The 25239-nt window shown below is 58.5% G+C and carries 27 protein-coding genes and 2 tRNA genes; 21 read left to right on the forward strand and 8 right to left on the reverse strand.

What is annotated here, in order from left to right; genetic code table 11:
• Positions 1-74: 74 nt before the first annotated feature.
• Together hisN and ACP148_RS01085 are read right to left on the reverse strand one after the other, a co-directional pair.
• Positions 75-890, reverse strand: a complete 816-nt coding sequence (hisN, locus tag ACP148_RS01080) for a histidinol-phosphatase (protein WP_421950002.1) — start codon at positions 888-890, stop codon at positions 75-77.
• Positions 891-1176: 286 nt separating this feature from the next.
• Complete coding sequence (locus tag ACP148_RS01085) at positions 1177-2064, reverse strand: N-formylglutamate amidohydrolase (protein WP_421950001.1); 888 nt, start codon at positions 2062-2064, stop codon at positions 1177-1179.
• A 166-nt stretch (positions 2065-2230) separates the two neighbouring features.
• Here ACP148_RS01085 and cpdR point away from each other — a divergent pair, with 166 nt between their 5' ends.
• The 14 genes from cpdR to ACP148_RS01155 all read left to right on the forward strand — a co-directional run bounded on the left by cpdR (position 2231) and on the right by ACP148_RS01155 (position 10746).
• Complete coding sequence (cpdR, locus tag ACP148_RS01090) at positions 2231-2602, forward strand: cell cycle two-component system response regulator CpdR (RefSeq protein WP_014131860.1); 372 nt, start codon at positions 2231-2233, stop codon at positions 2600-2602.
• Positions 2603-2912: 310 nt separating this feature from the next.
• Positions 2913-2987: transfer RNA gene (locus ACP148_RS01095), tRNA-Val, on the forward strand.
• A 212-nt stretch (positions 2988-3199) separates the two neighbouring features.
• A tRNA-Val gene (locus ACP148_RS01100) sits at positions 3200-3274 on the forward strand.
• Between the two features lie 75 nt (positions 3275-3349).
• Entirely contained in the window at positions 3350-3589 is a 240-nt protein-coding gene (locus ACP148_RS01105; RefSeq protein WP_421950000.1) for a hypothetical protein, read from the forward strand.
• A 5-nt stretch (positions 3590-3594) separates the two neighbouring features.
• Entirely contained in the window at positions 3595-3789 is a 195-nt protein-coding gene (locus ACP148_RS01110; protein WP_421949999.1) for a hypothetical protein, read from the forward strand.
• Between the two features lie 269 nt (positions 3790-4058).
• Positions 4059-5519: a hypothetical protein gene (locus ACP148_RS01115; RefSeq protein WP_421949998.1), complete on the forward strand. Its 1461-nt coding sequence runs from the start codon at positions 4059-4061 to the stop codon at positions 5517-5519.
• On the forward strand, positions 5509-5739 hold the full coding sequence (locus ACP148_RS01120) for a helix-turn-helix domain-containing protein (RefSeq protein ID WP_421949997.1): 231 nt from the start codon (positions 5509-5511) through the stop codon (positions 5737-5739). Before ACP148_RS01115 ends, ACP148_RS01120 begins: the two co-directional genes overlap by 11 nt.
• The gene (locus ACP148_RS01125) at positions 5736-6128 is read left to right on the forward strand and encodes a hypothetical protein (protein WP_421949996.1); all 393 of its coding nucleotides are present in this window, start codon (positions 5736-5738) and stop codon (positions 6126-6128) included. Before ACP148_RS01120 ends, ACP148_RS01125 begins: the two co-directional genes overlap by 4 nt.
• Before the next feature lie 218 nt (positions 6129-6346).
• The gene (locus ACP148_RS01130) at positions 6347-7927 is read left to right on the forward strand and encodes an AAA family ATPase (RefSeq protein ID WP_425033000.1); all 1581 of its coding nucleotides are present in this window, start codon (positions 6347-6349) and stop codon (positions 7925-7927) included.
• A gap of 285 nt (positions 7928-8212) precedes the next feature.
• Positions 8213-8833, forward strand: a complete 621-nt coding sequence (locus ACP148_RS01135; protein WP_425033001.1) for a hypothetical protein — start codon at positions 8213-8215, stop codon at positions 8831-8833.
• Positions 8830-9612, forward strand: a complete 783-nt coding sequence (locus ACP148_RS01140; RefSeq protein ID WP_421949991.1) for a metallophosphoesterase — start codon at positions 8830-8832, stop codon at positions 9610-9612. The genes ACP148_RS01135 and ACP148_RS01140 overlap by 4 nt, the downstream gene beginning before the upstream one ends.
• The gene (locus ACP148_RS01145) at positions 9609-9839 is read left to right on the forward strand and encodes a hypothetical protein (protein ID WP_421949990.1); all 231 of its coding nucleotides are present in this window, start codon (positions 9609-9611) and stop codon (positions 9837-9839) included. Before ACP148_RS01140 ends, ACP148_RS01145 begins: the two co-directional genes overlap by 4 nt.
• A 235-nt stretch (positions 9840-10074) precedes the next feature.
• Positions 10075-10539: a hypothetical protein gene (locus tag ACP148_RS01150; protein WP_421949989.1), complete on the forward strand. Its 465-nt coding sequence runs from the start codon at positions 10075-10077 to the stop codon at positions 10537-10539.
• 3 nt (positions 10540-10542) lie between these two features.
• A complete protein-coding gene (locus tag ACP148_RS01155) occupies positions 10543-10746 on the forward strand; it encodes a hypothetical protein (RefSeq protein WP_421949988.1) in 204 nt (67 codons plus the stop codon).
• A gap of 2 nt (positions 10747-10748) precedes the next feature.
• Here ACP148_RS01155 and ACP148_RS01160 read toward each other — a convergent pair.
• From ACP148_RS01160 to ACP148_RS01180, 5 genes are all read right to left on the reverse strand, one after another.
• A protein-coding gene (locus ACP148_RS01160) for an IS3 family transposase (protein ID WP_421949987.1) occupies positions 10749-12100 on the reverse strand; the annotation gives its coding sequence in 2 pieces (ribosomal slippage) (positions 10749-11764 and positions 11764-12100; 1353 coding nt in all).
• Between the two features lie 153 nt (positions 12101-12253).
• Positions 12254-13480 (reverse strand): MFS transporter, encoded by a 1227-nt coding sequence (locus tag ACP148_RS01165; protein WP_421949986.1) that lies wholly within the window; start codon positions 13478-13480, stop codon positions 12254-12256.
• A 38-nt stretch (positions 13481-13518) separates the two neighbouring features.
• Positions 13519-14169, reverse strand: a complete 651-nt coding sequence (otnC, locus tag ACP148_RS01170) for a 3-oxo-tetronate 4-phosphate decarboxylase (RefSeq protein WP_421949985.1) — start codon at positions 14167-14169, stop codon at positions 13519-13521.
• Entirely contained in the window at positions 14166-15413 is a 1248-nt protein-coding gene (otnK, locus tag ACP148_RS01175) for a 3-oxo-tetronate kinase (RefSeq protein ID WP_421949984.1), read from the reverse strand. Before otnK ends, otnC begins: the two co-directional genes overlap by 4 nt.
• Positions 15413-16345 carry a 2-hydroxyacid dehydrogenase gene (locus tag ACP148_RS01180; protein ID WP_421949983.1) on the reverse strand — a complete coding sequence of 311 codons (933 nt, stop codon included), beginning with the start codon at positions 16343-16345 and terminating at the stop codon, positions 15413-15415. The genes otnK and ACP148_RS01180 overlap by 1 nt, the downstream gene beginning before the upstream one ends.
• A 301-nt stretch (positions 16346-16646) precedes the next feature.
• Between ACP148_RS01180 and ACP148_RS01185 the strand changes: the two genes are divergently transcribed.
• Both ACP148_RS01185 and ACP148_RS01190 read left to right on the forward strand, forming a co-directional pair.
• Positions 16647-18125, forward strand: a complete 1479-nt coding sequence (locus tag ACP148_RS01185) for an MmgE/PrpD family protein (protein WP_421949982.1) — start codon at positions 16647-16649, stop codon at positions 18123-18125.
• 59 nt (positions 18126-18184) lie between these two features.
• Positions 18185-18544, forward strand: a complete 360-nt coding sequence (locus ACP148_RS01190) for a non-heme iron oxygenase ferredoxin subunit (protein ID WP_421949981.1) — start codon at positions 18185-18187, stop codon at positions 18542-18544.
• Here the strand turns inward: ACP148_RS01190 and ACP148_RS01195 are convergent.
• A complete protein-coding gene (locus tag ACP148_RS01195; RefSeq protein ID WP_421949980.1) occupies positions 18541-19443 on the reverse strand; it encodes a LysR substrate-binding domain-containing protein in 903 nt (300 codons plus the stop codon). The genes ACP148_RS01190 and ACP148_RS01195 overlap by 4 nt on opposite strands.
• A 123-nt stretch (positions 19444-19566) precedes the next feature.
• Here ACP148_RS01195 and ACP148_RS01200 point away from each other — a divergent pair, with 123 nt between their 5' ends.
• The 5 genes from ACP148_RS01200 to ACP148_RS01220 all read left to right on the forward strand — a co-directional run bounded on the left by ACP148_RS01200 (position 19567) and on the right by ACP148_RS01220 (position 25210).
• Positions 19567-20847: a Rieske 2Fe-2S domain-containing protein gene (locus tag ACP148_RS01200; protein ID WP_421949979.1), complete on the forward strand. Its 1281-nt coding sequence runs from the start codon at positions 19567-19569 to the stop codon at positions 20845-20847.
• A 62-nt stretch (positions 20848-20909) separates the two neighbouring features.
• Positions 20910-22154: an NAD(P)/FAD-dependent oxidoreductase gene (locus ACP148_RS01205; RefSeq protein ID WP_421949978.1), complete on the forward strand. Its 1245-nt coding sequence runs from the start codon at positions 20910-20912 to the stop codon at positions 22152-22154.
• Positions 22151-22870, forward strand: a complete 720-nt coding sequence (locus ACP148_RS01210; RefSeq protein WP_421949977.1) for an SDR family NAD(P)-dependent oxidoreductase — start codon at positions 22151-22153, stop codon at positions 22868-22870. The genes ACP148_RS01205 and ACP148_RS01210 overlap by 4 nt, the downstream gene beginning before the upstream one ends.
• A gap of 125 nt (positions 22871-22995) precedes the next feature.
• Positions 22996-23436 carry a hypothetical protein gene (locus ACP148_RS01215; RefSeq protein ID WP_421949976.1) on the forward strand — a complete coding sequence of 147 codons (441 nt, stop codon included), beginning with the start codon at positions 22996-22998 and terminating at the stop codon, positions 23434-23436.
• A gap of 241 nt (positions 23437-23677) precedes the next feature.
• Entirely contained in the window at positions 23678-25210 is a 1533-nt protein-coding gene (locus ACP148_RS01220; protein WP_421949975.1) for an ABC transporter substrate-binding protein, read from the forward strand.
• Positions 25211-25239 lie beyond the last annotated feature (29 nt).

Raw genomic sequence — 25239 nt, forward strand, 5'->3', positions numbered from 1 at the left:
TCTCGAAAACCGCCATTTTCGGCTCACCCTGACCTAACTGTCCACACACCCTCGATCCAAGCTATCCCGACTGTTTAATCCAGCATGGCGTCGCGCAGGACACCCATTGCTTCTTGGTGCAGTTGGGGTGTTGCGGCGGCGACGCAAGTGCCGCCCATTTCGGCGCGGCCGCCGTCCCAGGTGGTGACGACGCCGCCGGCCGCCTCGATGATGGGGATCAAGGGGGCGATGTCGACATCTTTTAGGCCGGCTTCCACCACCAGGTCGATATGGCCGGAGGCCAAAAGGCAATAGGCGTAGCAATCGAGCCCATAGCGGACCTGCAGGGCGCGGGCGCTCAATTCGGTCCATGCGGCAAGATGGGGGCCGCTGAACATGTCGGGATTGGTGGTGCTGGCGCGGGCCTGGGACAGTCTGGTGACGGTACTGACCGCCGCGGGGGCGGGATGGCCGTTATGGGTGTGTTCGAGCCGACCGCCGACGGCCAGCCAGCGTTCGCCGGTAAAGGGCTGTTCCATGAGCCCGGCGATGGCCTTGCCCTCATAGGCGAGCCCGATCAGCGTGCCCCAGACGGGAACACCGGAAATAAACGCCCTTGTGCCGTCGATGGGATCGATGATCCAGTTGAACCGGGTTGCTGTATCTTTTGGGTCCCACTCTTCCCCGATTATGCCGTGATCGGGGAAGCGGGTGGCGATCGCTTCGCGGATGCGGGTTTCGGCCTCGCGGTCGGCCTCGGTGACCGGATCAAAGCCGACGGAAAACTTGTTATCCACAGCAAGATGGGTTCTGAACCGGCTCAAAGTCGAGGCCCGGGCAGCCTCGGCGCCGGCGATCAGGGTCTGGGCGATGGCCTCGTCGGTGAGGCCGGCTGGTGACGAAATTGTCATGGACATCCAAAAACTTGCTGGAAATGCGGGTAAATCGGCTGCAAATCGCGCTTCGTTAACAAGGGGTTTACAGAAGTGATTCCTTTTTGCAACAGCGCATGCCGATTGCATACATAGTCCGTTCGGCAGACTTGCGCTTTGGTGAAATTAGGTTCAAACACGATATTGCATGATGGATTGGTGGTTCTTTCGGCTCTCGCCGTTCTCAATGAACCGCCAATGTTTCCTCCCTTGACTTGGGCCGCCCAGAGCGGCCCACTCTTTTCCTTCTCCAGGTTTTGACGGTTTATTCGGCGGCCAGTTGCGTGCGCGCCAGCGAAACCGCGTCGAACCGCACCAGCGTTCCCAAAAGCGTTTCGGCAAGCTGCTGCATGACCGAAAACCCCTGATGTTTTTGCAGGGTCAACTCGTGCATGTAGAGATGGCGGGAAAATTCGATCTGTATGGCGTGGATGCCATATTGGGGGCGTCCATAGGCGCGGGTAGTGTGCCCGCCTGCGTATGGCCGGTTGCGCGCGACCTTGAGGCCGGCCCCGGCGAACACCGTTTCGACAGTGTCGATGAGTACCGGCGCGCATGTGGTGCCATAGCGGTCGCCCAGCACCACGTCGGGGGCGGTGCGGTCATTGCCACGATTGAGGCGCGGCATGGAATGGCAATCGATCAGCACGGCGACGCCGAAATGGCCGAGCGTTTCGCTCAAAAGGGTTTGCAGGGTCTTGTGATAGGGCTTGTAGATGCCCTCGATGCGCATGAGCGCGTCTTCGAGCGCCAGGCGCTCGCGATAGATGGGGCGGTTTTCCGAAACGATGCGGGCAATGGTGCCAAGGCCGGCCGCGATACGCGGCGAGGTCGTGTTGAAATGTTCGGGCAGGGGATCGCTGAACATTTTCGGATCGAGCTCGTAGGGCTCGCGGTTCACGTCGAGATAGGCGCGGGGGAAATTGGCGCGCAGGAGCGGCAGGCCCATATGGGGCGCCCGCCCGAAAATCTCATCGACCCAGGCGTCCTCGGACTGGCGAATTGCCATTTCGTTGAGCCGGGAGAGCTTTAGGAACCGTTCGGGATAATCGCGGCCCGAATGGGAGGAATTGACGATGATGGGGGCGACCTGACGCCGGGGGCGAACCGTTTCAAAGGCGGGTCTGTCGGAATAGTCTGATTGCACGCCCAACCCCTTGATGGTCCGATCGTTGAAATTGAAGTTTGCAACGGGCGAACGCGCTTGTCCACAAAAGCAAAGCGGGATGAGGCGATTGTGACTGTTGCATGGGAGTTAGCTTTCGTAAAACATGCGAATCACACCAGTTGCGGCTGGAACAAAGACACTGGGACCTTTCATGAGCCAATCGTTGAACCGGATTCTGCTGGCCGAAGACGACGCCGACATGCGCCGGTTTCTGACACGGGCGCTCAAGAACGCCGGATATGATGTCGTGGCGTTCGACAACGGCAAATCGGCCTATGAGCGGCTGCGCGAGGAACCCTTCACGCTGCTTTTGAGCGACATCGTGATGCCGGAAATGGACGGGATCGAACTGGCGCGGCGCGCCACCGAACTCGACCCGGATCTCAAAGTGATGTTCATCACCGGTTTTGCCGCCGTGGCGCTCAACCCCGACAGCGAAGCCCCCAAGGGCGCATCGGTTCTCTCCAAGCCCTTCCATCTGCGCGAACTGGTTGGGGAAGTGGAGCGGCTCTTAGCTGCTTAGGACCAATTGGCATCGCCGTTGGGAGGGTATCGTCCTTTCCCAATCCACCATTCTGTCACCCCGGCCTCCGAGCCGGGGACCAGTACGCTCGGTGCCTGAGATAGAACCGCCAGCGCTGGCGCTTACTGGGTCCCGGGTCTTCGCCCGGGATGACGGTGATGGGGAGGGCGGGTCGGAGGCGAGGCACCCATGGGCCGCCTGCGTCACAAGAGCTTCAAATAACGGCAAAAGCCTATTGACCGCTACGGGCGTTTTGTGGTGTATCCGCCCTGCGCTTCGCCTTTGGTGGGACGCGGTTTCAAGAAAGAGTGGGCGTATAGCTCAGCGGGAGAGCACTACGTTGACATCGTAGGGGTCACTGGTTCAATCCCAGTTACGCCCACCATTCTTTCTCCCCGGCCTGTCCGGGACGGCCTTGCAAGCAAGGCGATTTTCGCGGGCACCGTCGCAATTTTCCGATGGATATGCCGAGCGGGTGTATAGCTCAGCGGGAGAGCACTGCCTTCACACGGCAATGCTGGCGCCTTGCTAAGTTGCTGAAGATAAATGGGTTTGCTTCAACCTGGTACGAACTGTGGTACGAATGGAGCGCTGGATGGGAGTATAGCTCAGCGGGAGAGCACTCGCTTCACACGCGAGGGGTCACTGGTTCAATCCCAGTTACTCCCACCATCTTCCCTCCCATCGACGACATTGATCCATTGCGCTATCCTCCAACCGGGAGGGATGCCCATGAGATTGTCAGCGATGCAGTACATCAAACGCTGGTTCCTGACCCGCTTCTGGGGATCGTACACGCATCCGGACGGCACTATTGAGCTCGACATCGATCACCGTGCGGGCATCGATCCGACGGTTGATGACGAGGAGACACAGGATCTAAAATTCGATCGATGGAATCTGGCCCAGGCGCTGCGCGAGCTGAAGTGGCAGTGGTTCACAATCGGCGCCTTCGTCGGCGGCGCCGTGGTGTGGTGGTGGATGTGATTACCATGTCCGACACCGACCCCACCCCCGCCGAACTCATGCTTTCCCTGCGCCGCTCGTCTCCTGAGGAGGTCGAGGAAATGCGCCGCATCGGCCGGCAGCCCGGCGCGTGTGGCTTGGATGCGAAAGAGAATTTCGTCTTCGTTCGGGAAGATGGGCGGCGCGAGATTCGTGCACATAAGTTGCCGCGGTCGGGCTGATTTCAATAAAATCTCCACATAAGCGGGCGCCTTTCAATTTTTTTGCACATATGGGGCGACGGGGCCGATCTGAAAGTTAACGCGCTTTAACGTTGGAAAAATCAATTCGTTGATGTTTCCAACGATCCCGGTGAACGTGACTCCACGCACGGATTCGGGACGTTTCCGCGCACTGAAAATAAATCGTTAACGGGGCGTTGATGTAGCTATCTGGCTACGTTATATAGAAAATGCAAGAGGCATTGGGCCTCGCCGACAGGAGATTGACGATGTATTCGATTTCCGATCACCCTCAGGGTAAATTGTTTGATCTCGACCAGCAGATCGGTTTCGCCCCTGCCGTTCAAAAAATCCTCGTCGAGTGCGGTGCTACCTACCTGCGCAATCGGCAGTGGACGATTTCGCCAAAGCGCGCCGATGACCTTGCCGCAACCATCGATGCTTGGCTTGCCGATGGGTGCCCAGAAAATGGTCTGCCCAAGGGTGGCGATTACGGCGTGACCCATTTGGCCAACGGCTACTATATCAGTCGCCCACCGAAGAGCATGGTTCCGGCCATTAAGAGGCTGGGCGCTTACTGGAATCCGGCAAACAGTTCTTGGGCTGTTCCGGCCGCGATGACGGAAAAATTTGAGAAACTGGTCGCAAAATCTCAGGCCGATGCACGGGCGGCGAGCGAGGAGAATTGGCCGGTAATCCCCGGGGTAACCGTCACCGTGCGGCCCGATGGCTCTATCGCCGTTGTGTCTCCGTTCGATCCCGCGATCAAGGACGCTATCAAGTCAGTGCCGACCTCCCGTTGGGATCGTGATCGTCGTGTGTGGGTCGTGATGGCGAAATATCGAGTTGCCCTCCGCAAGGCGCTCGCGGGAATTGCTGGTGAGGCCGAGGCCGCGAACGACGCGAATGAGGCGCGTCTCACCCGTGCCAGCAGCATGCGGAAAATTCGCTGGTCAGAGAGTGGTACCGAAATCACTGTCGCGTCCGAATACGATAGCGACGTTATCAACGCCTGCCGTGGGCGACGCATGAAATGGGATTCGTTTATGAAAGTTTGGAGGGGCAAAATGCGTCACGATCAGCGGGATGCACTCCTCGATCGCTTGATCGAAATCGACGAGAATCTACGCAATCCTGCTCACAAGAGCGCTCCTGTCCTCACGCAGAATACGCCATCGCAAGGGAACACGCAGACGGCAACGCCGCGCCGCCCCCAGATCATCGCTCTCGATGGCAAGCACAATGTTGGTGACATCGTGCGGATCACCGGTCGCGCCATGGTCGTCGAGGAGCTGGGCAACGCATTCGAGGCTGATGACGACATCGGCTCCGTCGGCGGCCAGCCGGGCTGGGAGGGTGAGTACGTGCAGCGCGACTACCTGCGCCCAGCTGACGATAGTGAGATGGTCGAGCTCGAGGCGCGCGAGGACGAACGCCGGAAGAAATCCGAGGCGTCGCGCCGGTGCGCAGCCGCCAAGCATACTGTTTTCTCTGGCGAACCCGGAGCCGCGATCGGTCACGTGCCCACGGGCGAGATCATCTGGGACAATGGCGGCAGTGGCTACCGCGAATACGTCATATCAGACGGCGAATGGCTCTATGGCGTCATCTACGACGGTCTCGATGGTTCTACGTGGGGTAACTACTGCTATGGCTACAACTGTCGCGGGACCCGAGTACCCCATGACGCGGATCTCGTCACGGCGCTGAGGGGGGTCAATGAACGGTAACGAAATGAAGCGCATCCGCCACCAGCTCGGCCTTTCGACGCTCCAGCTGGGCCGCGCGATCGGATATACCGGCGCCGAGAACACGGTGTCGGTGACGATCCGCAGATACGAATCCGGTCAGAGGGAAATCCCCCCATGGATCGGTCGCCTGCTGCTCATGTTTGAGCGCCACGGAGTGCCACCCGATTTCCTGCCCCCCTATATGGAGATGAAGCCATGAAAACCGCAATCAAGCACATGAACGCTGACCAAATCCGCTCCGAAATTGATGCCATCGAACGTAAGCGACAGGCCATCAACGCCGAGCAAGACGATCTCTTCGACCGCAGTGAAGCGCTGGCCATTCAAAGGCGCGAATTGACGGGGAAGCTGAGCGAGATCGGCAAACGCCTATTCGAAATCGCAAAGTCAACGACGACAGTTCGCGGCGAAGTCGATGGACTCTTCGTCCAGAACTCTAATCTTGCCGAGAAAGTCGAGGAGATCATGTTGGCCGAGCGGGTAGTGTATCGTGAAATTGAGGCCAGTTTTTCGCGCGATGCTGCCCTCGATCGGCGTGAGAACCTGGTCATGAAGCGCTCACGGGAGCTGCAATCCGAAGCCGCATAAGCCACCGTTATAGCCACTCCGCAATCTGGCTATAACGATCGAATGCGACCGATCCCCTCGACCGCGCATTAAGTATTTCGAAATCGCACGACTGGACGGTGCGCTCAAAATTTGCTTTATGCGCCGTCCTGGGACGTCGAGGCTATGCCGTCGGCGGCGCACCTTGGGGCGACACCGCACTGGCGCGGACGCCCACAAGGCTCTGAAAAATCATCACATTGACGAAGGAAAACCCTGACACGGGCCGGCGCCTCGCCGCGCTCGAAGAAATCGACGTCGAATCCTTGCGCGCGCTCAAGAAGCGGCGCGCCGAGATCATTGCCGGCGACTTGCCCGCACTAGAAGAAATTCTGATCCATGCGGTCTGGTGCAGTGGATCGATGATCAGCGATCGGATTCGATTCTTCACTTCAGTTCTGCATGGCCGCATTTTGAGCGATGCTGAGCGTGAGATCATTGAGCAAGCGATCTCGGACGGCTCAGCACTTGTGCTTGAGCTTTGCCGAGAGATCTTCGATATCCGAGGACGCTTCAGCGACGTCGCGCGCTGCGACTTGTATATCGCGTGCTCCGACACGGAGCGCGATGGCTATGACCATGAAGTGGCTGAGATGGCTGCAAAGCGTCTTTTTCACGACCGCCAGTCCACTCTTCTCGACAGCAGGTTCGGAGCGACGTTGCGCCACGCGACGGCTCTCGGCTTGCTGAATTCCCCCCGCGCATTCGAGCGCAGGATCGATCGCGCACAGCGTTACGGCATGCAACGGCTGCTCGATAACGGCCGTGACGTGGATGCATATCGTCAAGCTTACGTCTGGCTCGCTGAGCATCCCGAAGCCCTAGACGAGATCAAGGATGACAGCAAGAAGTCGCTCTTCGAGAAGCTTCGCGAAGTCGAGGAAGACCGCGCTGAGATCGAACCTGATCTCGATTTCGATCTCCCGGGCGTTGTCGTCGTGCCCGCTCTGCCCAAGGGTGTCGGTGGGCAAAAGGATTCGCGCAAGGTATTCGCCGACATCGCCGGCAGGCAGCTGCCGCTTGTCGATCGCGGGCCCATCGACCTGCATTTCGATGTCCTCGTGTCGAAGTGGCCGCATGCCCGCGACGTCATCGACAGCATCCTTTTCGATCTCGCGTCTGATGAGCGCGTGCGGTTTCGTCCGATGTGCCTTGTCGGCAAGCCGGGGTCTGGGAAGACCGCCCTTTTGCGTGCGATCGCGGCCCAGTTAGACCTGCCGTGCGAGGTGTTTTCGATGGCCGGCATGGCCGACGGCAGTGCTATGGGCACGTCCGCGCAGTGGGCGACATCGCGGCCGAGCGTTCCCCTGCAGCTGGTACAACGGAGCGGGTTCGCGAACGGACTGGTTGTCTGGGACGAGATCGAGAAGGCTTCGGATAGTCGGCACAACGGATCGGCATTTGATGCTTTGCTGCCGATGCTCGAACGCAGCCAAGCCCAGGCGATCCGGGATCCTGCTCTCGAAGTTGCCGTCGATTTGTCGTGGATTTCCCACTTCGCGACCGCGAATTCTGTGGAAGGCATTCCCGCTCCCCTGCGCGATCGCATGCGCATCATCAAGATGCCGGAGCCGACGTGGCAGCACATCGGCCCTCTGTCGAAGCAAATCATCCGCGACATCGCACGCGATCGCGGCATCGATGAGCGCTGGTATCCGCCGCTTGCCGACGATGAAGTCGACGTTATCAAGGAAGTCTGGCCTGGAGGTTCGTTGCGGAAACTCCGCCGGGGGATCGAGGGCACTCTCGCCGCCCGTGAAGCCTTCATGGGTCAAGCCTGACCCCTGCGCACCCCGCGCAACGCACAGACCAAGAAAGGAGATTTCAGTGCGCCATCATTATCCATTTTGCGAGGTCCAAGAGGCCCTTCGCGACAGCCTCTTTCACCAATCCGTCCATGGCCGAGGGCTGCTGGTCCAGCTCTGCGCGACCATTGCCCTGGCCGACCTCAATCCGCGAATGCTGGGCCTCGTGGACCTTTTCGCCGGCAATGGCCCGGCCGCATGGCGGTACCGCCACAACCTTAGACGCTGGCAAACCAAGCGACTGATGTCAGGGGGTGCGGCATGACGGATATGAGCGTAATCCACCTGACCGATGAAGCCAGGCAGATCGTCGGGGCCGCGTTTGAGGGCGATCCCGCGTGCAGGGACGTCATCGTGCTGCCAGGGAAGTGGGACGAATCCGAGGGGTTGATCGACCTCTTTATCACCGTCCCAACGGGCCCTGCCGTGCATCCGACGGGCGCATGGATGCCGCAACGGCAGGATGTCGTCGAACTGGTGCGCCGCGTCATCAACGCTCGGTCCAGGCGCTGGGATCATGCCCGCCTGCGGCCCCATGCGCTGCCGGAGGATTGGTGGACGCCGGTACGGAATGAATACGAATTCCTTCGGGCCGGGGCGGAATTCGCGTCCGGCTGGATCGACCTGTTGATTGGTATGTCTGGGTGGCTCAATGAGCACTATGACGGCCATTGGACCACGTCGCAGACGAAGGAAAAGTTCGGTGGATTAAGGGTTTACAGCGACCGCGGCGACGAGCGGTCGGAGGAGATCATTACTGCCGCGGAGTGGCTTTCGGAGTTCCTTTGTGAAGACTGCGGCGCGCCAGGCCGGCTGCGGAAGCGGGGCGGATGGTACCGGACCGTCTGCGACGCCCACGCACAGGAAGGGGGTTTCGAATGAGGCTCTGGATCATGAGTGATCTCCACGTTGACGGAAAGGGCCGCGATTTCGATTTGCCGGAAACGCCGGCGGGTGCCGATGTGTTGGTCATCGCGGGCGATATTGCCGATGGCTTCACGCATGGGTGTAATTGGCTTGCTCGGCAGCGGGAGCGCGGGGTTGAGATCCCGATTCTGTGGGTGCCCGGTAATCATGATTTCTACGCGTGCATAAATCCGCATGCCGCCCTCGACGCCGCAATCGCCGATTGCGCCATGATGGGCGTCACCGTGCTGGCGCGCGGCGAGACCCTCGAAATCGCCGGCGTTCGGTTGGTCGGCGCAACGTTGTGGACCGACTTCGAAATTGCCGGCTCTGACCCAATCGACATCGCAACGGCGCAGGTGTGGGCGAAGCATGCAATGCCCGATTACCGCTCCATAGATGTCGGAATGAGGCGGCTCCATCCACGCGATACTTTGGCATGGCACCGTGATCATCGGGCGACGCTCGGCAGGTGTCTGGCAAAAGATTTTGCTGGTCCAACCGTCGTCGTTACGCACCACGCTCCCCACCGCCTTTCGCTCGACGACCCGGCATTTCCGGATCCGTCTGACGGCAGTTTCGCAAGCGACCTGGGCGAGCTAATGGATCGATATCGGCCGAAGCTTTGGGTGCATGGTCACCTGCATTGGCGGCGGGACTACGTGGTGGGCGACACCAGGGTGGTCTGCAATCCGCGTGGGCATGCCCGGGAGCATGGATTTGATCCAAGATTCGTAGTTGAGGTGACGACATGAATGACGACAAATTCGATCCCAAGCGCGATTCTGCGTATTACGTCGCCCGCGAGATGATGCGCGATCGCATTGCGCATCTGTCTGCCGAGATTGCACGGCTTGAAAACGAGATTACCGATGTTGGCATCGAAATAGACAGGCTCGATTATCGGGACCGGGACGCAATCGAAGCCGCCATCGACAAGTACGGAAACCGCCAAAAAACCGACCCCGGAGACGAGCGCTGAGTGTGGTCGTGCAAGTCAAATGGGTGCAAGGTGCAGGTCGAAATCATGCCTGTGCACGCGCTTCCTGGAGGGTGGTTTTGTGACCGAAAACGGGCATATCGAAAACCCGTAAATTGCTGGTTCGCAAGCCCTTGAAGTTGATAAGCTTTTCGACGTGAGATAGGTTTGCGAGTTAAAATGAGTTGCGGGAGGGTTGTGGGCCACTCATTTTGACATGTCGGGGGGGGGGATGTCTATGAACTCGAAACTCGCAGACGCCATAGTTGATGGCGCACTATCTGTCATCGCGTCGGTAGCCGCTTATCTGACACTCTGGATCGTGTTGCCGCTTCACTTAGCGATTGCATTCACAGTGGTGGTTTTCATCATTGAACGCGCTTCCGCAACCCTGATGGAGTCCCAAAGGGCGATTGCGAAGTGGGTTCTTGATGTGATGGAAATGGACGCTATGGCAAACCGGCGGTCTATGCAGGCGTTCTATGATGCCCGTCATGCCGATCGCGAATATCGCCACGACTGGAACGCGGTTGATGAGGAAATCCTTGGCGTCCGGCGGGCAAAGGCAGACCTCGAGCACAAGCTGACCCCTGACTTCACCTGGGACATCATGGGTTTCATTTTATCCATCGCCATTGTGGTCGGCATGGCCTTCCTGGGAACATGGATTCAGCCGATGGTCCGGCCGATTATTGGGCTCTAAGCGATGATGGAAGACGACGAGCCTTGGGCCGACCCTCAGATCAAGCTGAACTACGAAAAAGCCCTAGGCTCGTTTCTGGTCAGGTTTAATCGAATCGAGAACGCCATCTCGTCGATCATCTATCAAGCGCTGCACTGTCTGTCGTCAGATGATTTGGCGCAATTTGTTGCGTTGAATAGAGGAGCGTTGGCCTCGTCTGTGGGTTGATTTTATGCGGCGAGATTGCGGTGTTGCAAGCGCCGATGCTCGATGGTCTGTCGTTTGATCCTTTCTCTCTGTTTGATGATGGTTTGTGCCCTGCCGAAGTAGGCGTCGGCCGGGGTCACGTTGTCGAGGCTCTCGTGGTAACGCTGGTGGTTGTAATGCTCGATGAAAGCAGCGATTTGGGCCTCGAGATCCCCCGGCAGAAAGTAGTTTTCCAGTAGCACCCGGTTCTTGAGTGTCTGGTGCCAGCGCTCGATCTTGCCCTGGGTCTGAGGATGACAGGGTGCACCGCGCACATGGCTCATCCGGTTGGCCTGGATGTAGTTGGCCAGTTCCCCGGCGATGTAACTCGGGCCGTTATCGCTGAGCAGCCGAGGCTTATGGTGGACATGGGCCCGATCGCACCCTGAAGCTGCCAGTGCCAGGTCCAAAGTGTCGGTGACATCCTGTGCCCGCATCGTTGAGCACAACTTCCAGGCGATGATGTAGCGGGAATAATCGTCGAGCACGGTGGAGAGATACATCCAGCCCCAGCTGAGGATCTTGAAGTAGGTAAAATCGGTCTGCCACATCTCGTTGGGCCGGGTGGTCTTGGTGTGGAAGGCATCGGCAGCCTTGATCACGACATAGGCCGGGCTGGTAATCAGGTCGTGGGCCTTCAAAAGCCGGTAAACGCTGGCTTCAGACACGAAGTAGCCCTTATCGTCGGTGAACCGAACCGCCAGTTCCCTGGGGCTCAGTTCGGACTGTTCCAGCGCCATCTCGATGATCTGATCATGGATGGCGGTCGGGATCCGGTTCCACACCCGGCTGGGCGCCGATGGCCGGTCCTCCAGCGCCTCGGGCCCACCATTGAGGTAGCGGTCATACCAGCGATAAAAGGTCCGGCGCGCGATGCCCAGATTATCGAGCGTGCGTGTTGCTGGCAGATGGGATTGCTCGACCAGCCTGATGATCTCGAGCTTTTCGGATGCTGGATACCTCATGCGTCGTCGTCCCCATCCGCGATCATGCTTTTTTTGAGCAGACGGTTTTCCAGCGTCAGATCGGCAACACACTCCTTGAGCGCTCCGGCCTGGCGGCGCAGTTCCTTGACCTCGTCGGTGGTGGCAGCACGGGCTGTATCGCCAGCAAGCCGACGCTTTCCCGCTTCCATGAATTCCTTGGACCAGGTGTAATAGAGGCTCTGGGCAATGCCTTCCTTGCGGCACAGCTCGGCAATGCTGTCCTCTCCACGCAGGCCATCGAGCACAATGCGGATCTTGTCTTCTGCAGAAAAGTGCCGCCGTGTCGCGCGGCGGATATCCTTGACCACCTGTTCGGCGGGCTTCTTGGCTTTCGAGGGTTTTGATCTCATCGTCGTTCCTTCGTCACTCCGACGAGACCAAAACCCTCCTTACATCACAAGATCAAATCTGTGCCATCGGTGCTGACGGGGTACATGTTGATCGTCACTGAGACGTGACCCGGGATTTTCACCGAGAATTGACCCGCCGATCGATGACGACGACTACGGCGCCAGCCGCACCTGCGGTTCTCGCCGACCGCCTCGGATCAGCAGTATGCACATGAACGATCCAACTGTCGTGAGAATGGCCAACCAGATCGAGGCGCCGTAGTCGCCGGTGATTGCGAGCGAAGCTCCGCCAGCAAAAACTCCAGTCGCGCCCCCGAGTTGGTTGAACACATACGCGGAGCCTAGGATTGCGCCAATGGCTTTTCTGCCGAAAAGCTCGGAGGCCAGAGCACCGATGACGCCAATCGCGCCATATCCCAAAAGCCCGAACACGACCACAAATGCAATCAGCGATTCCGGGCCGGGGGCAACGACCACGAACAGTGCAGTAATCCCGCGCGCACCGAACATGATCAGCAAGACATTGCGCCCACCCAACCAGTCGGACAGCGTGCCGGTGGCTATGGTGCCAAGGATGCCAATCCCACCCAACAGCGCCAGGCCAAGTGCGGCTAGACTTTCGTCATAACCGGCGCGCAGCACGTAATTGGGCAGGTGGATGAACACAAGATTCATGATCAGGCCGTTGGCGAAGAGGGTGATGGCAACAAGCCAGAAATCACGAACTGCGAGAGCTTGCTTGAGCGTGGATCCCGTTACGGACGGGACCGCAGCCTCCACGTTTGCGGTCGGCGGGCGCGGTTTTGCGAAGCCGGGGGCGGGCTTGAGCAACAACAGAACCGCCGGAATCAGCGCAAGTACCGCGGTGCCGAGCCAGAACATGGCGGTACGCCAGGTCGACCACACGATGAGAGCGGCAACGATGGGAGGGAGGATCACCATAGCCAGCTTCGTGCCCGAGGTGGTGATCCCGAGTGCAACGCCGCGCCGTCTCTTGAACCAGGTCGCGACGATCGAAGTTGCAGAGACTGGGCTGGCGGCGGCATAGGCGATCGCCCCGCCAACACCTATGAACATGACCACCTGCCATTGGCTGGTGGCCAGCGAGGTTCCTACGAGCGAGAGGCCCGCGCATATCAGGCCCAACGACAGCACAAAGCGGCCACCAAGCCGGTCAATCATCGCACCGGTCAGCGGTTGCACAATGGCGGCCCCGATCATTGAGACGGCCATGGCCGCCGAAATATCAGCGATAGATGCGTCGATGTCCTGGGGCATGTAGGGAAGGAACATCCCAAGAGAAAACCTCGAGCCCAGAACGAGCGCGAGCGTAAGGAATGTGATGCTGACGATCACCCAGCCGTAAGCGGATTCGCGCACCGCCGGGTCGGATGACGAGGCTGATGACGCTGAGGATGTCACCGAGTGAACTTTCGTTCAAGGTCGTCAACCTGCTGCGGTGTCAGCGGGCGGATGGGCCGACCGTCGAGCAACAGGAACAGCTTGGCGGTCTCTTCAAGCTCCTCGATTGCGTATTGGGCATTAAGCAGACTAGGCCCGGACACCACCGGTCCGTGGTTGGCCAGCAACATGGCGTGATGCCGGTTCGCCTGTTGCTCCACTGCTCGAGCCAATTGCGCATCTCCGGGAGCGAAATAAGGAACAAGCGGCAGTTTGCCGACCCTCATGACGTAGTAGGCAGTCAGCGGTGGAAGGACGTTCTCAAGGTCAACATCACCCAGTATGCTCACCGCCACGGAATGGGTGGAATGGAGGTGGACCACGGCAGTGTCTTGTGGACGGGCGCAATACATGCAGGTGTGGAGAAACGCCTCTTTCGTGGGTTTATCACCCGAGACGTAGGTGCCGTCGGGATCAAGAAGTGAAAGACGCGAAGGATCCAGATCACCGAGACTGGCATTGGTCGGAGTCATCAGCATATGGCCGTCCGCCATGCGGACGCTGATATTGCCCGTCGAGCCTCCTGTGAGTTTTCGCTCGAAGATCGACTGTCCTAAAGCGACAATCTGATCGCGCATTCGGGTCTCTTCGGAGCTAATGGCGGTCATGCGAGCTTGTCCCAGGCAGTCACGAAGATGTCCTCCGAGCCGAAATTACCCGACTTGAGCGCGAGTGCCAAAGGCGGACCACCGTCGTCAGCATGCATCCAAGGCACCCCGGGACTAATCGGTTTACCGACGGACAGGGTTTTGATGCCAAGGCCGGCGATGACTGCACCAGAACTCTCCCCACCAGCCACGATAAAGCGAGTAAACCCATCCTCAACCAGTTGAGATGCGAGGCTTGCAAGGAAATCTTCCACCACCTTGCCGGCGCGTTCCTGGCCGAGAAGAGCCTGAGTGTTTGCCACCTCCTGTGGGGCCGCGCTGGCGTAAATGAGGGGGATGGTCGAAGAGTCGGATGCGAACTGGCGCACATCTGCCAGCGACAGTCTTCCTTCTGCAATAGCGATCGGATCGAGCCTGAATCCCGCCAATCCCGCCGCCAGGGCAGTCTCGATTTGAGTGCGCGTAGCGGCCGAACACGAGCCGGCAAGAACCACCGAACGCCCTGGAGGTGCCGGGGGCGGCGAGGGGCGGTCAGCGGGAGTGAAGCCGAAATTGGCTGGTAGGCCAAGAGCCAACCCCGACCCGCCCGTGATCAGCCTAAAATCCTTCACTGCCGCGCCAATGATGCGCAGATCGCTATCATTGATGGCATCGGTTATGGCGATGCCTTTGAGTGAGGAAAGCGTTTCCGCGAGGTTGGGACCGCGAATCGTTTCGATGTCGACCAGCGAAATGGCGTGCTGTGTCTGACGGGCAAGGATGTTCAACAGATTTGCGTCCTGCATCGGCGTCAACGGATGATCGCGCATGGGGGAATCACAAAGAAGCTCGTCGCCGACGAAAAGATGGCCTTTGTAGACCGTTCGCTTGTTGGTCGGAAATGCCGGACATGCAAGGGTGCGGTCTTGCCCTGACAGTTCCATCAATGCGTCGATCACCGGGCCAATGTTGCCCTTGTCGGTGGAATCGAAGGTTGAGCAATATTTGAAGAACAGCTGTCGTGCACCTGCCGCAAGTAGAGCCTTTGCAGAGTTTACCGATTCTGCAACGGCGTCTTGCGCCGGAATTGTGCGCGATTTGAGCGCGACCACCACCGCGTTCGCCCCGCCGAGATCGACCTTTCCACCCGGAACACCTACAACCTGTTTGACTGTCATTCCCTCACTGGCCAGCATGAGGGCGAGGTCGGTGGCACCGGTCAGATCGTCTGCGATCGCGCCAATGAATGGCGCCTGCCGGTTCATCACAGCACCCGCGATGGGAGGTCACGCCCCTCGAAATGGGCGAGGAGATTTTCGACTAGAAGCTTGCCCATGCCGTCGCGTGCTTCCAGCGTTCGGCTGCCCTGATGCGGTGAGAGCACGACATTGTCCAGGCGCGCAAGGGACCGAGGAACCTCAGGCTCATTCTCGAACACGTCGAGCCCGGCACCCTTGATCTCGTCGGCTTGGAGCATCTCTATCAGCGCTTCCTGGTCGACCAGTGAGCCGCGCGCGATGTTGACCAACCGACCCTCGGGTCCTAACGCCGTCAACACCTCTCGGGAAATGAGCTTCTCAGTGGCTTTGCCGCCAGGTGCCACCACCACGAGCCAATCGCTGGCACGGGCGAGATCCACCAGGTCTGCGAAGTATCGATAGGGTTGCTCGGTCTGTTCGGACCGTCCAAAATAGGCGACGACCATTTTCAACGCCGACAGCCGGGCCGCGATTTCCTTGCCGATTCGGCCCAGCCCTACAATTCCCACTGTCTTGCCACGCAGTTCGCTGCGCAGCGGATACATCTTCTCCTTCCAGGCGCCATCGCGCACATGGCGGTCAGCCTGTGGGATGGAGCGGGCGAGCGCCAGCATGAGCCCCAGGGCAAGTTCGGCTACCGAATCCTCAAGCACACCAGGCGTATTGGTCACCACGATATTGCGGGATTTGGCGGCATGCAGGTCGATTGAATCCACGCCCACCCCCGAGTTGGCGATAATTTCGAGATTGGGAAGACGTTCCATTAAGGCGCCTGGCACTTTACCGCCGGCGATGGCCCGAATGTCGGCGGCGTTTTCGTTAATCAGCGCTTCGGGATTCTCAGCGCTGACGAGCGAGAGCGCGTTGAAATGGTGAGCGAGTGCATCTTCGCAGCTCTTATCCAAAGGTTTCGTAATCAGAACGGTCGGTCGGGTCATGCTTGCCTTCGCTACGTAGGGATCGAGTGGGCGTCTTGGCACTTAGGTCAACGGCTGGCGTGTGTCCAATATTAATGGGCGGCTGTCTTATTCGCACGAGCATATGAAGCGGTTCGTCGCTGCACCGCGGCTGCTTCTTATTTGTCAAGAAGAATGAATAAATGCCGCATTAATATTGGACACACGCTTTTGCGGAACGCTATCTGTTGGCTGGTCGAGGCAACCGCGGCGCTCCATATGCAGATGACGCACGGCCAGACTCAGTTGAACGAAGACTTGAAGAATCTGAAGGTGTAGAAAAATGACCACAGCGGACAGTTTTGAATACAGGGATGAGGTTGCAGAGTGCCTCGGCAACTTCGTTGCCAGCGTGTCCGGCGAACTCGACCCGGAGACACGCCACGCGTCCAAAAGGGCTCTCAGTGATTCCGTCGCCGTTGCACTCGGCGCCTTGGACCATCGCGCTTCCCATATTGCCCGTAGATTTGCCGAGCCCTTCGCAACTCCCGATGGCGCGGTCATCTGGGGCACCTCCATGCGCGCCAATCCCGACTTGGCTGCCTTCGTCAACGGATCGTTACTGCGCTGCTATGACTATAACGACTTCTATGTAGGCGATCGGAACTCGGGTCATCCCAGCGATATGACTGCTGGAGTCATTGCTGTGGCCGAGTGGGTCGATGCGTCCGGTGAAGACCTTCTGGTTGCCCTGGCGGTCGGTTACGAGGTCGTGGGAGCTGCCTTTGATGCGTTCTCCACTGCTCCGGGGGGATGGGATTACACCAACCTCACGGCAATTGGCGCCTGCGCCGCCATTGCGCGCCTTCTCAAGCTTGATGCTGATCAGGCCAAGGAAGCGTTTGGCATGACAGTCACACCGCACTTCGCTACCGACGAAGTTGAAAGCTGCGAACTCAACAAGCGCGGCGACCTGACGCTCTGGAAGCGGTTCAATGGCTCTGACGCGGTGCGCAATGCGTTGCAGGCATGTTTCCTCGCCAAAGCGGGGGTGGAAGCTCCGATCCGTCCCTTCACGGGCGATAATGGGTTCATCGCCAAGCTCGCCAACGAGCACGACCCGGTACCGGTCATTCTTGAGAGGCTGCAGCCCAACAAGAAGCTAAGCCGCGTCGCCGAGACCTACATGAAACTGTGGCCGGTCGGCTCGATGGCCCAAAGTGCCATACGCGCGGCCCTTGAAGCGCGTGGCAAGGTCTCCGATCTCAGCCAGATCAAGGAAGTCAGAGTCTTTTCGGAAGAGGGGGCCTATCAGCACTTTATCGAGATGCGGCAGGATCCTTATCATCCGTCGTCGCGTGAAACTGCCGATCACTCGATGCCCTATGTTGTTGGGGCAGCTGTGCTGGACGGCTATATCGGTGTCGACAGCTTCGACGTGACACGAGTGCTGGAGCCGGCGCGGCAAAAGTTCGTGGCAGAGCAGGTGAAGTGTGTCGCAGATCCTAAACTGGGGGCGCTGAAGGACGGGAAACTCTCGCGCGCTGCCGCAGGCTATTTGTCCCGGGTAGAGATCGAACTCCAGGATGGGACAATTGTTCACGGGGAAGCAAAGCCCTTCCCCGGTCATCCTAAGGCACCTTTCTCGGATGCCGACATTGCCCAGAAGGTGACCCAGAACGCGCTGCCTTTCGCTGGCCAGGCTGTGACCGACCAGATCATCGAGGCGCTCAAGAGCTTTGAAACGCTTGGCAGCGTCAAGCAGCTGACTTCGATACTGGCCTTCGACTGGGCTGCCAAGAATCAGGAAAAAGCAGCTTAATTTTCTCAAGACCTTCCGCACCGCGCGGTGCGGAAGGTCGTTGTGCAGGGTTCAAAATAATGACAAGTGCAAACGCTGGACAGTTCGTCGACGCTTCGCGTCTCATAAGGCTATGTGACCTGGAAGACCTCGATGAGGACGAGCCCAGCCGGGCCGAAGTCGACGGCTTCGCTTATGCGATCTTTAAAGTTGGCGACATGGTGTTCGTTACAGCGGATCTGTGCTCGCATGGTCCTGGCCTGTTGTCTGAAGGATATGTCGAGGATTGCCAAGTCGAATGTCCGTTCCATCAGGGAAAATTCGACATACGGACGGGCATGCCGACAGAGGCTCCTTGTGAAATTCCCATCAAGACCTGGACACCCGTCCTCCAGGATGGCGGCGTCTACATCAATCCGGGCGAGCCCAATCCGAACTAGTCAATCGCGATTGACGAGAGACTGTCGATGAACAGTTGGCATATCGGATTGGAATTGGACGGATTGTAGACAAGATAAATTCGGCTCTTGGTATTGGCCTGAGATATTTCCCGCCAAACAACGTCATGGACGTTGATGCGGCGCAGGGCCTGGGGAGCGATTGTGATACCGACGCCGGCCGCTACAAGCCCGATGGTGGTAGTCGCTTCCACGGCCTCCTGAACGATATAGGGCGAAAAGCCAGCATCGCCGCACATGTCGAATACCTGCTCGTAAAAGCCCAAACCGCTGCCGCGTGGGCGCAGTACGAATTTGTAGTCTTTCAAGTCCCCGATCGGCACCGGGCTGTTGGAATGCGCCAGTGGGTGATCGGCAGGAAACACCACCATCAAATTGTCTTCGTAGACGGGTATGGCGCGCAGCGCGGCCGGCAGGGCACTGGAGATCGAAGGGCGCGTAAACCCGATGTCCATGGTCCCCAATAGTAGATCTTCCACGATTGTGGAGGATGGGCGTCCCCTCAATTCCAGATGAACGTCAGGGTAGTTGGAGCGAAATGATCGAACCGCGGCGGTAAACACCTCAACCAGCGGCACCGAGGTCACGAAATCCACACGCAACACACCCATTTCGCCCTTCGCAGCGCGTGTAGCCGTCTGAACTGCACGGTCGGCCTGCAGCAGCGCCAATCGCGCTTCCTGCAAGAACAACCGTCCTGCCGGTGTAAGCTCCACATTGCGCCGCGACCGTTTCAGCAGCGTCACACCCAATTCGCGCTCGATGGCCTGAATCTGCAGGCTGAGCGGGGGCTGTCCAATGTTGAGACGTTCAGCGGCCCGCGTGAAGTGCAATTCTTCAGCAACGGCCACGAAGTAGCGGAATTGGCGTAGATCAATCATGCTCTAATCAGAATAACAACATTAGGAATTCATATTGGACGGTAAATGTATGCGGTGTCAATGTGCCGGCATCGATATCGCCGGGGCGGCCTGCCGTGGCGCCCTTTGTGAAAGGAGCCTGAGATGATCTCGGAAAAAGACAACGAATACCTCACGCGTTCAGGTCCGGGGACGCCGATGGGCGAAACCTTGCGCCGCTATTGGATACCCGCACTCCTCTCGACCGAGCTCCCGGAACCCGATTGCCCACCAGTGCGTGTATCGCTCTTGTCCGAGCGGCTGATTGCGTTCAAGGACACAGACGGCAAGATCGGGCTGATGGACGAATTCTGCGCGCATCGCGGTGTTTCGTTGTGGTTTGGGCGCAATGAAGAAGGTGGTTTGCGCTGCCCCTATCACGGTTGGAAGTACAACACCTCTGGCCAGTGCATCGAGGTGCCATCCGAGCCGACCTCAAGTGGATTTTGCGACAAGATCAAGCTCAAATCGTATCCATGCGTTGAATTTGGTGGCGTGATCTGGACGTATATGGGGCCGCCGGAGCATAAGCCCGAATTGCCTGAATATGAATGGGCCAAGGTCCCAGCGTCCCATCGCTATCTCTCCAAGCGCTGGCAGCAAAGCAATTACCTGCAAGCCATGGAAGGCGGAATCGATTCGAGCCACGTCTCATTTCTCCATTCCGGCGATATCAATCGCGATCCCCTTCACAAGGGGACCGACGGAGCCAAATATGCCCGCTCCACCAATACGACGTTCGACATTCATGAATCCTTGGGTGGTCTGATGATCGGCGCACGTCGCAAGGCTGAGCCGGGGTATCATTATTGGCGCGTGACCCAGTGGATGATGCCTTGGTACACGCTCATTCCGCCCTATAAAGGCAATGCGCTCAACGGTCACGCCTGGGTGCCGATGGATGACGAAAACTGCATGGCCTGGACCATGACCTTCCATCCTACCCGCCCCTTGACGGAGCAGGAGGTCGAGCTGATGGAAAATGGGCATGGCGTTCATACCGAGCTGATACCGGGGACGTTTACTCCAGTTGCCAACATGACGAACGACTACCTGATGGATCGTGAGGCACAGCGCCAGAAGATCTACTATTCGGGTATCAAGGGCATCGCTATCCAGGATGCATCGTTGCAGGAAAGCATGGGTGCAATCGCCGATCGGACAAAGGAAAATCTGGTCTCGACCGACAATGCGATCATTATGGCGCGTATGCGCCTCAAGAAGGCGGCCCGGTCGCTTGCAAAGGGCGCCCCGCCCCCAGGCACCGACCCCGAGAGCCATAAGGTCCGGTCAGCGTCCTTCATTCTCCCCGAGGATGGCCCTTTCAAGGAAACGGCATTGGAAGCGTCCGAAATGAAAATCGGCGAACCTTTCGTCGCCGTCTGATCAATCTCTAAGGTTGCCTGGCGGCTTCCGCCCGGCAACACTCATTTCCCTCTGGAGTTGAGATGTCGCAGCAACGCAAACCGATCGTGATCGTCGGCGCAGGTCAGGCCGGTGGGTGGGTTGCGTTGACCCTCAACCGGATTGCACCTGAGCAGCCGGTTGTCCTGATCGGGTCCGAAACCCATCCGCCTTACGAACGCCCGCCGCTTTCCAAAGACATCCTTTTAGGCAAATCACCTCCTGAAAGCGCCTATCTCAAGCCGCTGGAGTTTTTCGAGGAGGTGGGCATAGATCTGCGGTTAGGCACCGAGGTCGAAAGGCTCGATCCGCTTACCAGAACCGTGGAGCTCTCGACCGGCGATCGAATTGAGTACGAGAGCCTGGTTCTGGCGACGGGAAGCCGACCGCGGATCCTCGAAATCGAGGGCGCGGATGCTCCTTGTGTCCGGACGTTGCGCAGCCTGAGCGATCTCGAACCGATCAGGCGCCACCTCAAACCTGAACGCAACATCGTTTGTATCGGAGCGGGTTTCATCGGGCTTGAAGTCGCTGCTGCGACCCGAAGTGCGGGATGCAATGTCCACGTGGTGGAGGCCGCTCCGCACGCTCTGGGACGGGCGGTGGCTCCCCAGGTCGCCGATGCCCTGGTGGCGCGCCACGAGCGCCATGGTGTGGACTTCACGTTCGACGCATCTGTCAAATCCCTAAAAACTGAAGGCGCTGGCGCTACGGTGACACTCTCAAACGGTCAGGCACTTCCCGCCGATCTGGTCATTGTGGGAGTAGGCGGCACCGCCAATGATCAGCTCGCGCGCCGCGCCGGGCTCGATTGCAGCAATGGGGTCTGTGTCGACGAAAACGGTTGTACATCCGATCCGCATATTTTTGCGGTGGGTGACGTGGCCCACCACTTCAGCCGGTCTCTCAACCGTTCTGTACGTCTCGAAAGTTGGCAAAACGCACAGAACCAGGCAATCGCCCTAGCCCACGAGATTGCCGGTCGGCCTGAACCCTGTCTCGATCTGCCCTGGTTCTGGACGGATCAGTATGGCGACAATTTCCAGATCATCGGCATGCCCGAGCGATGGGACCGACTCGTTTGGAGAGGTTCGCCTGATGCAGACCAGTTCACCGTGCTCTACATGGACGGACCCCGGGTCTGCGCAGGAAATACCCTCAACAATGCTCGTGATATTCGCCCATTGCGCGCCATGATTACAGAAGGGGCCGAATGGACCGACGTCACGCTCGCGGACACTTCCCGCTCACTTACCAAAATCCAAAAGACAAGGCAGGTCTCAGCATGAATGCAATTGCCAGCAATCCGAGCAGCGAAATGATGGGCAGCCTTGAGGGCCAAAGGGTTCTGCTGATCGGTGCCGAGCATGGAGTCGGGCCCGCTGTTGCGGATTCTTTATTGAGCGCCGGCGCTCAACTGGTGACGGACGGCGGGGAGATCGGAGAAACATTGGCATCGGCAGGCAACGAAGACCTGATTGCAAAGAGCCATGAGCGATTGGGTGGACTTGACGTCCTGGTGATGAGCCCGCCGCCGGTGCGCAGCAAGCCGGTGCTGAACATGACGGGCCAAGAACTTCGCACCATCACCGAGGCGGAACTGGTGATCCCGGCGCTTCAAATGCAGGCTGCCGCACGAATCATGTGCAAAAACGGATACGGTAGAATCATCACTCTCATGTCCATGTCGGGCAAGGCCGGCGTGCATCATCTCGTTGCACCGTACGCCGCGGCCAAGGGCGGCCTGTTGAGTTTTACAAGGGTCTTGGCCGCAGAAACGGCAGAGCATGGTGTCACTGTCAATGCCATCGCGACTGCGCTTTTCGAACCGCAGACGGCAACAATGCCCCAGGAAAAGCAGGACCGCCTCAGGGGAGAAGTCCCGGTGCGCCGTTTTGGTCGCAGTGAGGAGGCCGCACATGCAGTGCTGTATCTCGCCTCTCCGATGGCCGGGTTTGTAACCGGTGAATGTCTCAATTTGTCTGGTGGTCGCTTCATGGACTGATGGCTGCGACTAGCGATGGGACCCTTCCTGTCCAACCCGCAGCCAAGAGACAATCGAGACAAAGCACGGGCAGCGTTTAATCCGGAACATCGGGGCCGGAGCGCCCAACAGGTGGAGACAGACAAATGATCACGCAGACCATTATCAGGCGGCCAGGCAAACGGATCGAGGGATACAGGAATTCGTCTCCACGGTTCATTAAGGTGTTGGGCGTCGGAGAGAAAGTCAGGGACGTGATAGCTGACATCAATGCTGACGAACGCGACAACATCCTCATGACTGGCTCGCTCGATCCGCATGGGCTCCAGCCCATGGATGAGCCAGTCAACGGTATCAAGCCCCATGCCGTGATCGTCGTTCACGAACAGGGAGATCAGGACAAGTTTCCATTCTTGATCGAACGCACGGCTTCGATGTTGTCTTTTGTCATCCTCGAAACCAAGGGCGTGCTGCACGAAGAGGCCGAAAGCAACAAGGTGAGATCAATTCGAGCCATCGCCGACCTGTTCGTCACAACTTCTGATCGAGGATTCGTCAAGGAGCTGGTCAGCAACCTCGCCAGCTAGCAGCCCTTGGCGGCGGACATAGAACAAAAAGGAAGGGCCGCTGGCAACAGCGCCCTTTTTTGCCATCAGGCAGTGCCAACTTCATTTGCACGTGGGGGCGTTATGTCCGTCAATTTATATGCTTGGCAAATGAAAGGGGAGGCATAAAATATTGGACGCTGGTTGGCGCAAGCCCTAGTTTTTACTTGTCGGGTGTGGAGGCTCGGCTTGGAGGAACGTCATTATGACAGGGAGGGAACACATGCACATCACCAGAAGGGACGCGTTCAAGCTGCTTGGCGCGAGTGCTGCGAGCGTAGCTTTGATGAGCGCCCCGCGCATTGCATTCGGCCAGTCGGGTGGAGAAATTCGCGTCGCACTCGATGAAATTCCTCGGCAGCTCGATCCGCTGCTGTACCAAACCAATCCCGGCTACCGGGTGATGCAGAACATTTTCGACACGCTCTTGACTGTCGACTATGCCAATACCGGTGAAATCCGGCCTGGTCTCGCCGAAACCTGGGAGCGGGTCGACGGCAAAACACTGGATCTCAAGCTCCGGCAGGGGGTCACGTTCCACGATGGATCGCCATTGACTGCAGAGGATGTGGTGTTCAGTTTCGGTGCCGAGCGTCGCACCAGCGAGGATTCGCCAGGCTTCGGCACAGCCCAACAATTTCTCAACACAATCGAATCTGTCGAAGCCCTCGATGAGAGCACAATTCGGGTCATCTCCAGTGTCGAGGATCCGACGATTGAGTTGCGTCTGACGGCGTGGGGTGCACAGATTGTCAGCAAGGCCGCGTTCGAAGCCGCAGGTGGTTTTGAAGGCTTTGCTCAGGCACCCGTCGGCACGGGTCCATTCCGCGTGGTCTCCCTAACTGCTGACACCGTGGAACTGGTCTCCTTCGAGGACTATTGGGGGGGGCGGCCCGACATCGATGCATTGGTGTACCGACTCGCACCAGAGCTGTCGTCGCGGATTGCGGGCCTCGTCAGCGGAGATTTTGACATCATCGCCGACGTTCCGACCGATCAGTTTGGCCCGATAGAGTCCAGCCCTAATCTCGAGATCGTCGGGGGTACAGTCGCCAGCATGCGGGTGGTCAAATTCGATACCCGCAATGAGACACTGGCTGACGTTCGAATTCGCAAAGCTCTGAGCCTGGCAGTCGACCGCCAGGCGATCGTCGACGCGCTTTGGAATGGCCTCGTCGAGGTTCCCAATGGCCACCAGCTGCCAAGTTTTGGGCCCCTCTACGACCCTGATCGTGATCCTTATCGATATGATCCCGATGAAGCTCGGCGATTGCTGGAGGAGGCCGGATATGACGGCACACCCATTCCATTCCGCATCCGTGTTGCGGCCTACGGTCCTGAACTCGCGACCTCTCAGGTGCTCGTGTCCATGTGGGAGCAAGTGGGCGTCAACATCGATCTGCAGATCGTAGAGAATTTCGGTCAGATGATGGCTTACCCTGGGACCGGGATCCGTAGCGGGGTTGATCCCATTCTCGTGCCGGATCCGCTTTTCGGCTTATGGCGCTCTTATAACGAATCCGAGCGCGAGGTGTGGGAGAATGAAGACTTCTACGAGCAGGGTCACATATTGGAATCTAGCCTGGACGCAGACGAGCGCAAGAAAGCGTTTGACGCGATGATGGATATTTTTGACGCCGATCCCCCTGCAATCATCCTGCACACGATGGGCGTTTTCTACGGCAAGAGGAAAAACGTTGAATGGGATCCTCTGCCCTCTGTCTACATGGATTTCGCCAACGCCTCGATCAGCTGATCATTGTCGGTCCAATCTGGCTGCATGGG

This window comes from Pelagibacterium sp. (assembly GCF_965249125.1).
Classification (GTDB): Bacteria; Pseudomonadota; Alphaproteobacteria; order Rhizobiales; family Devosiaceae; genus Pelagibacterium.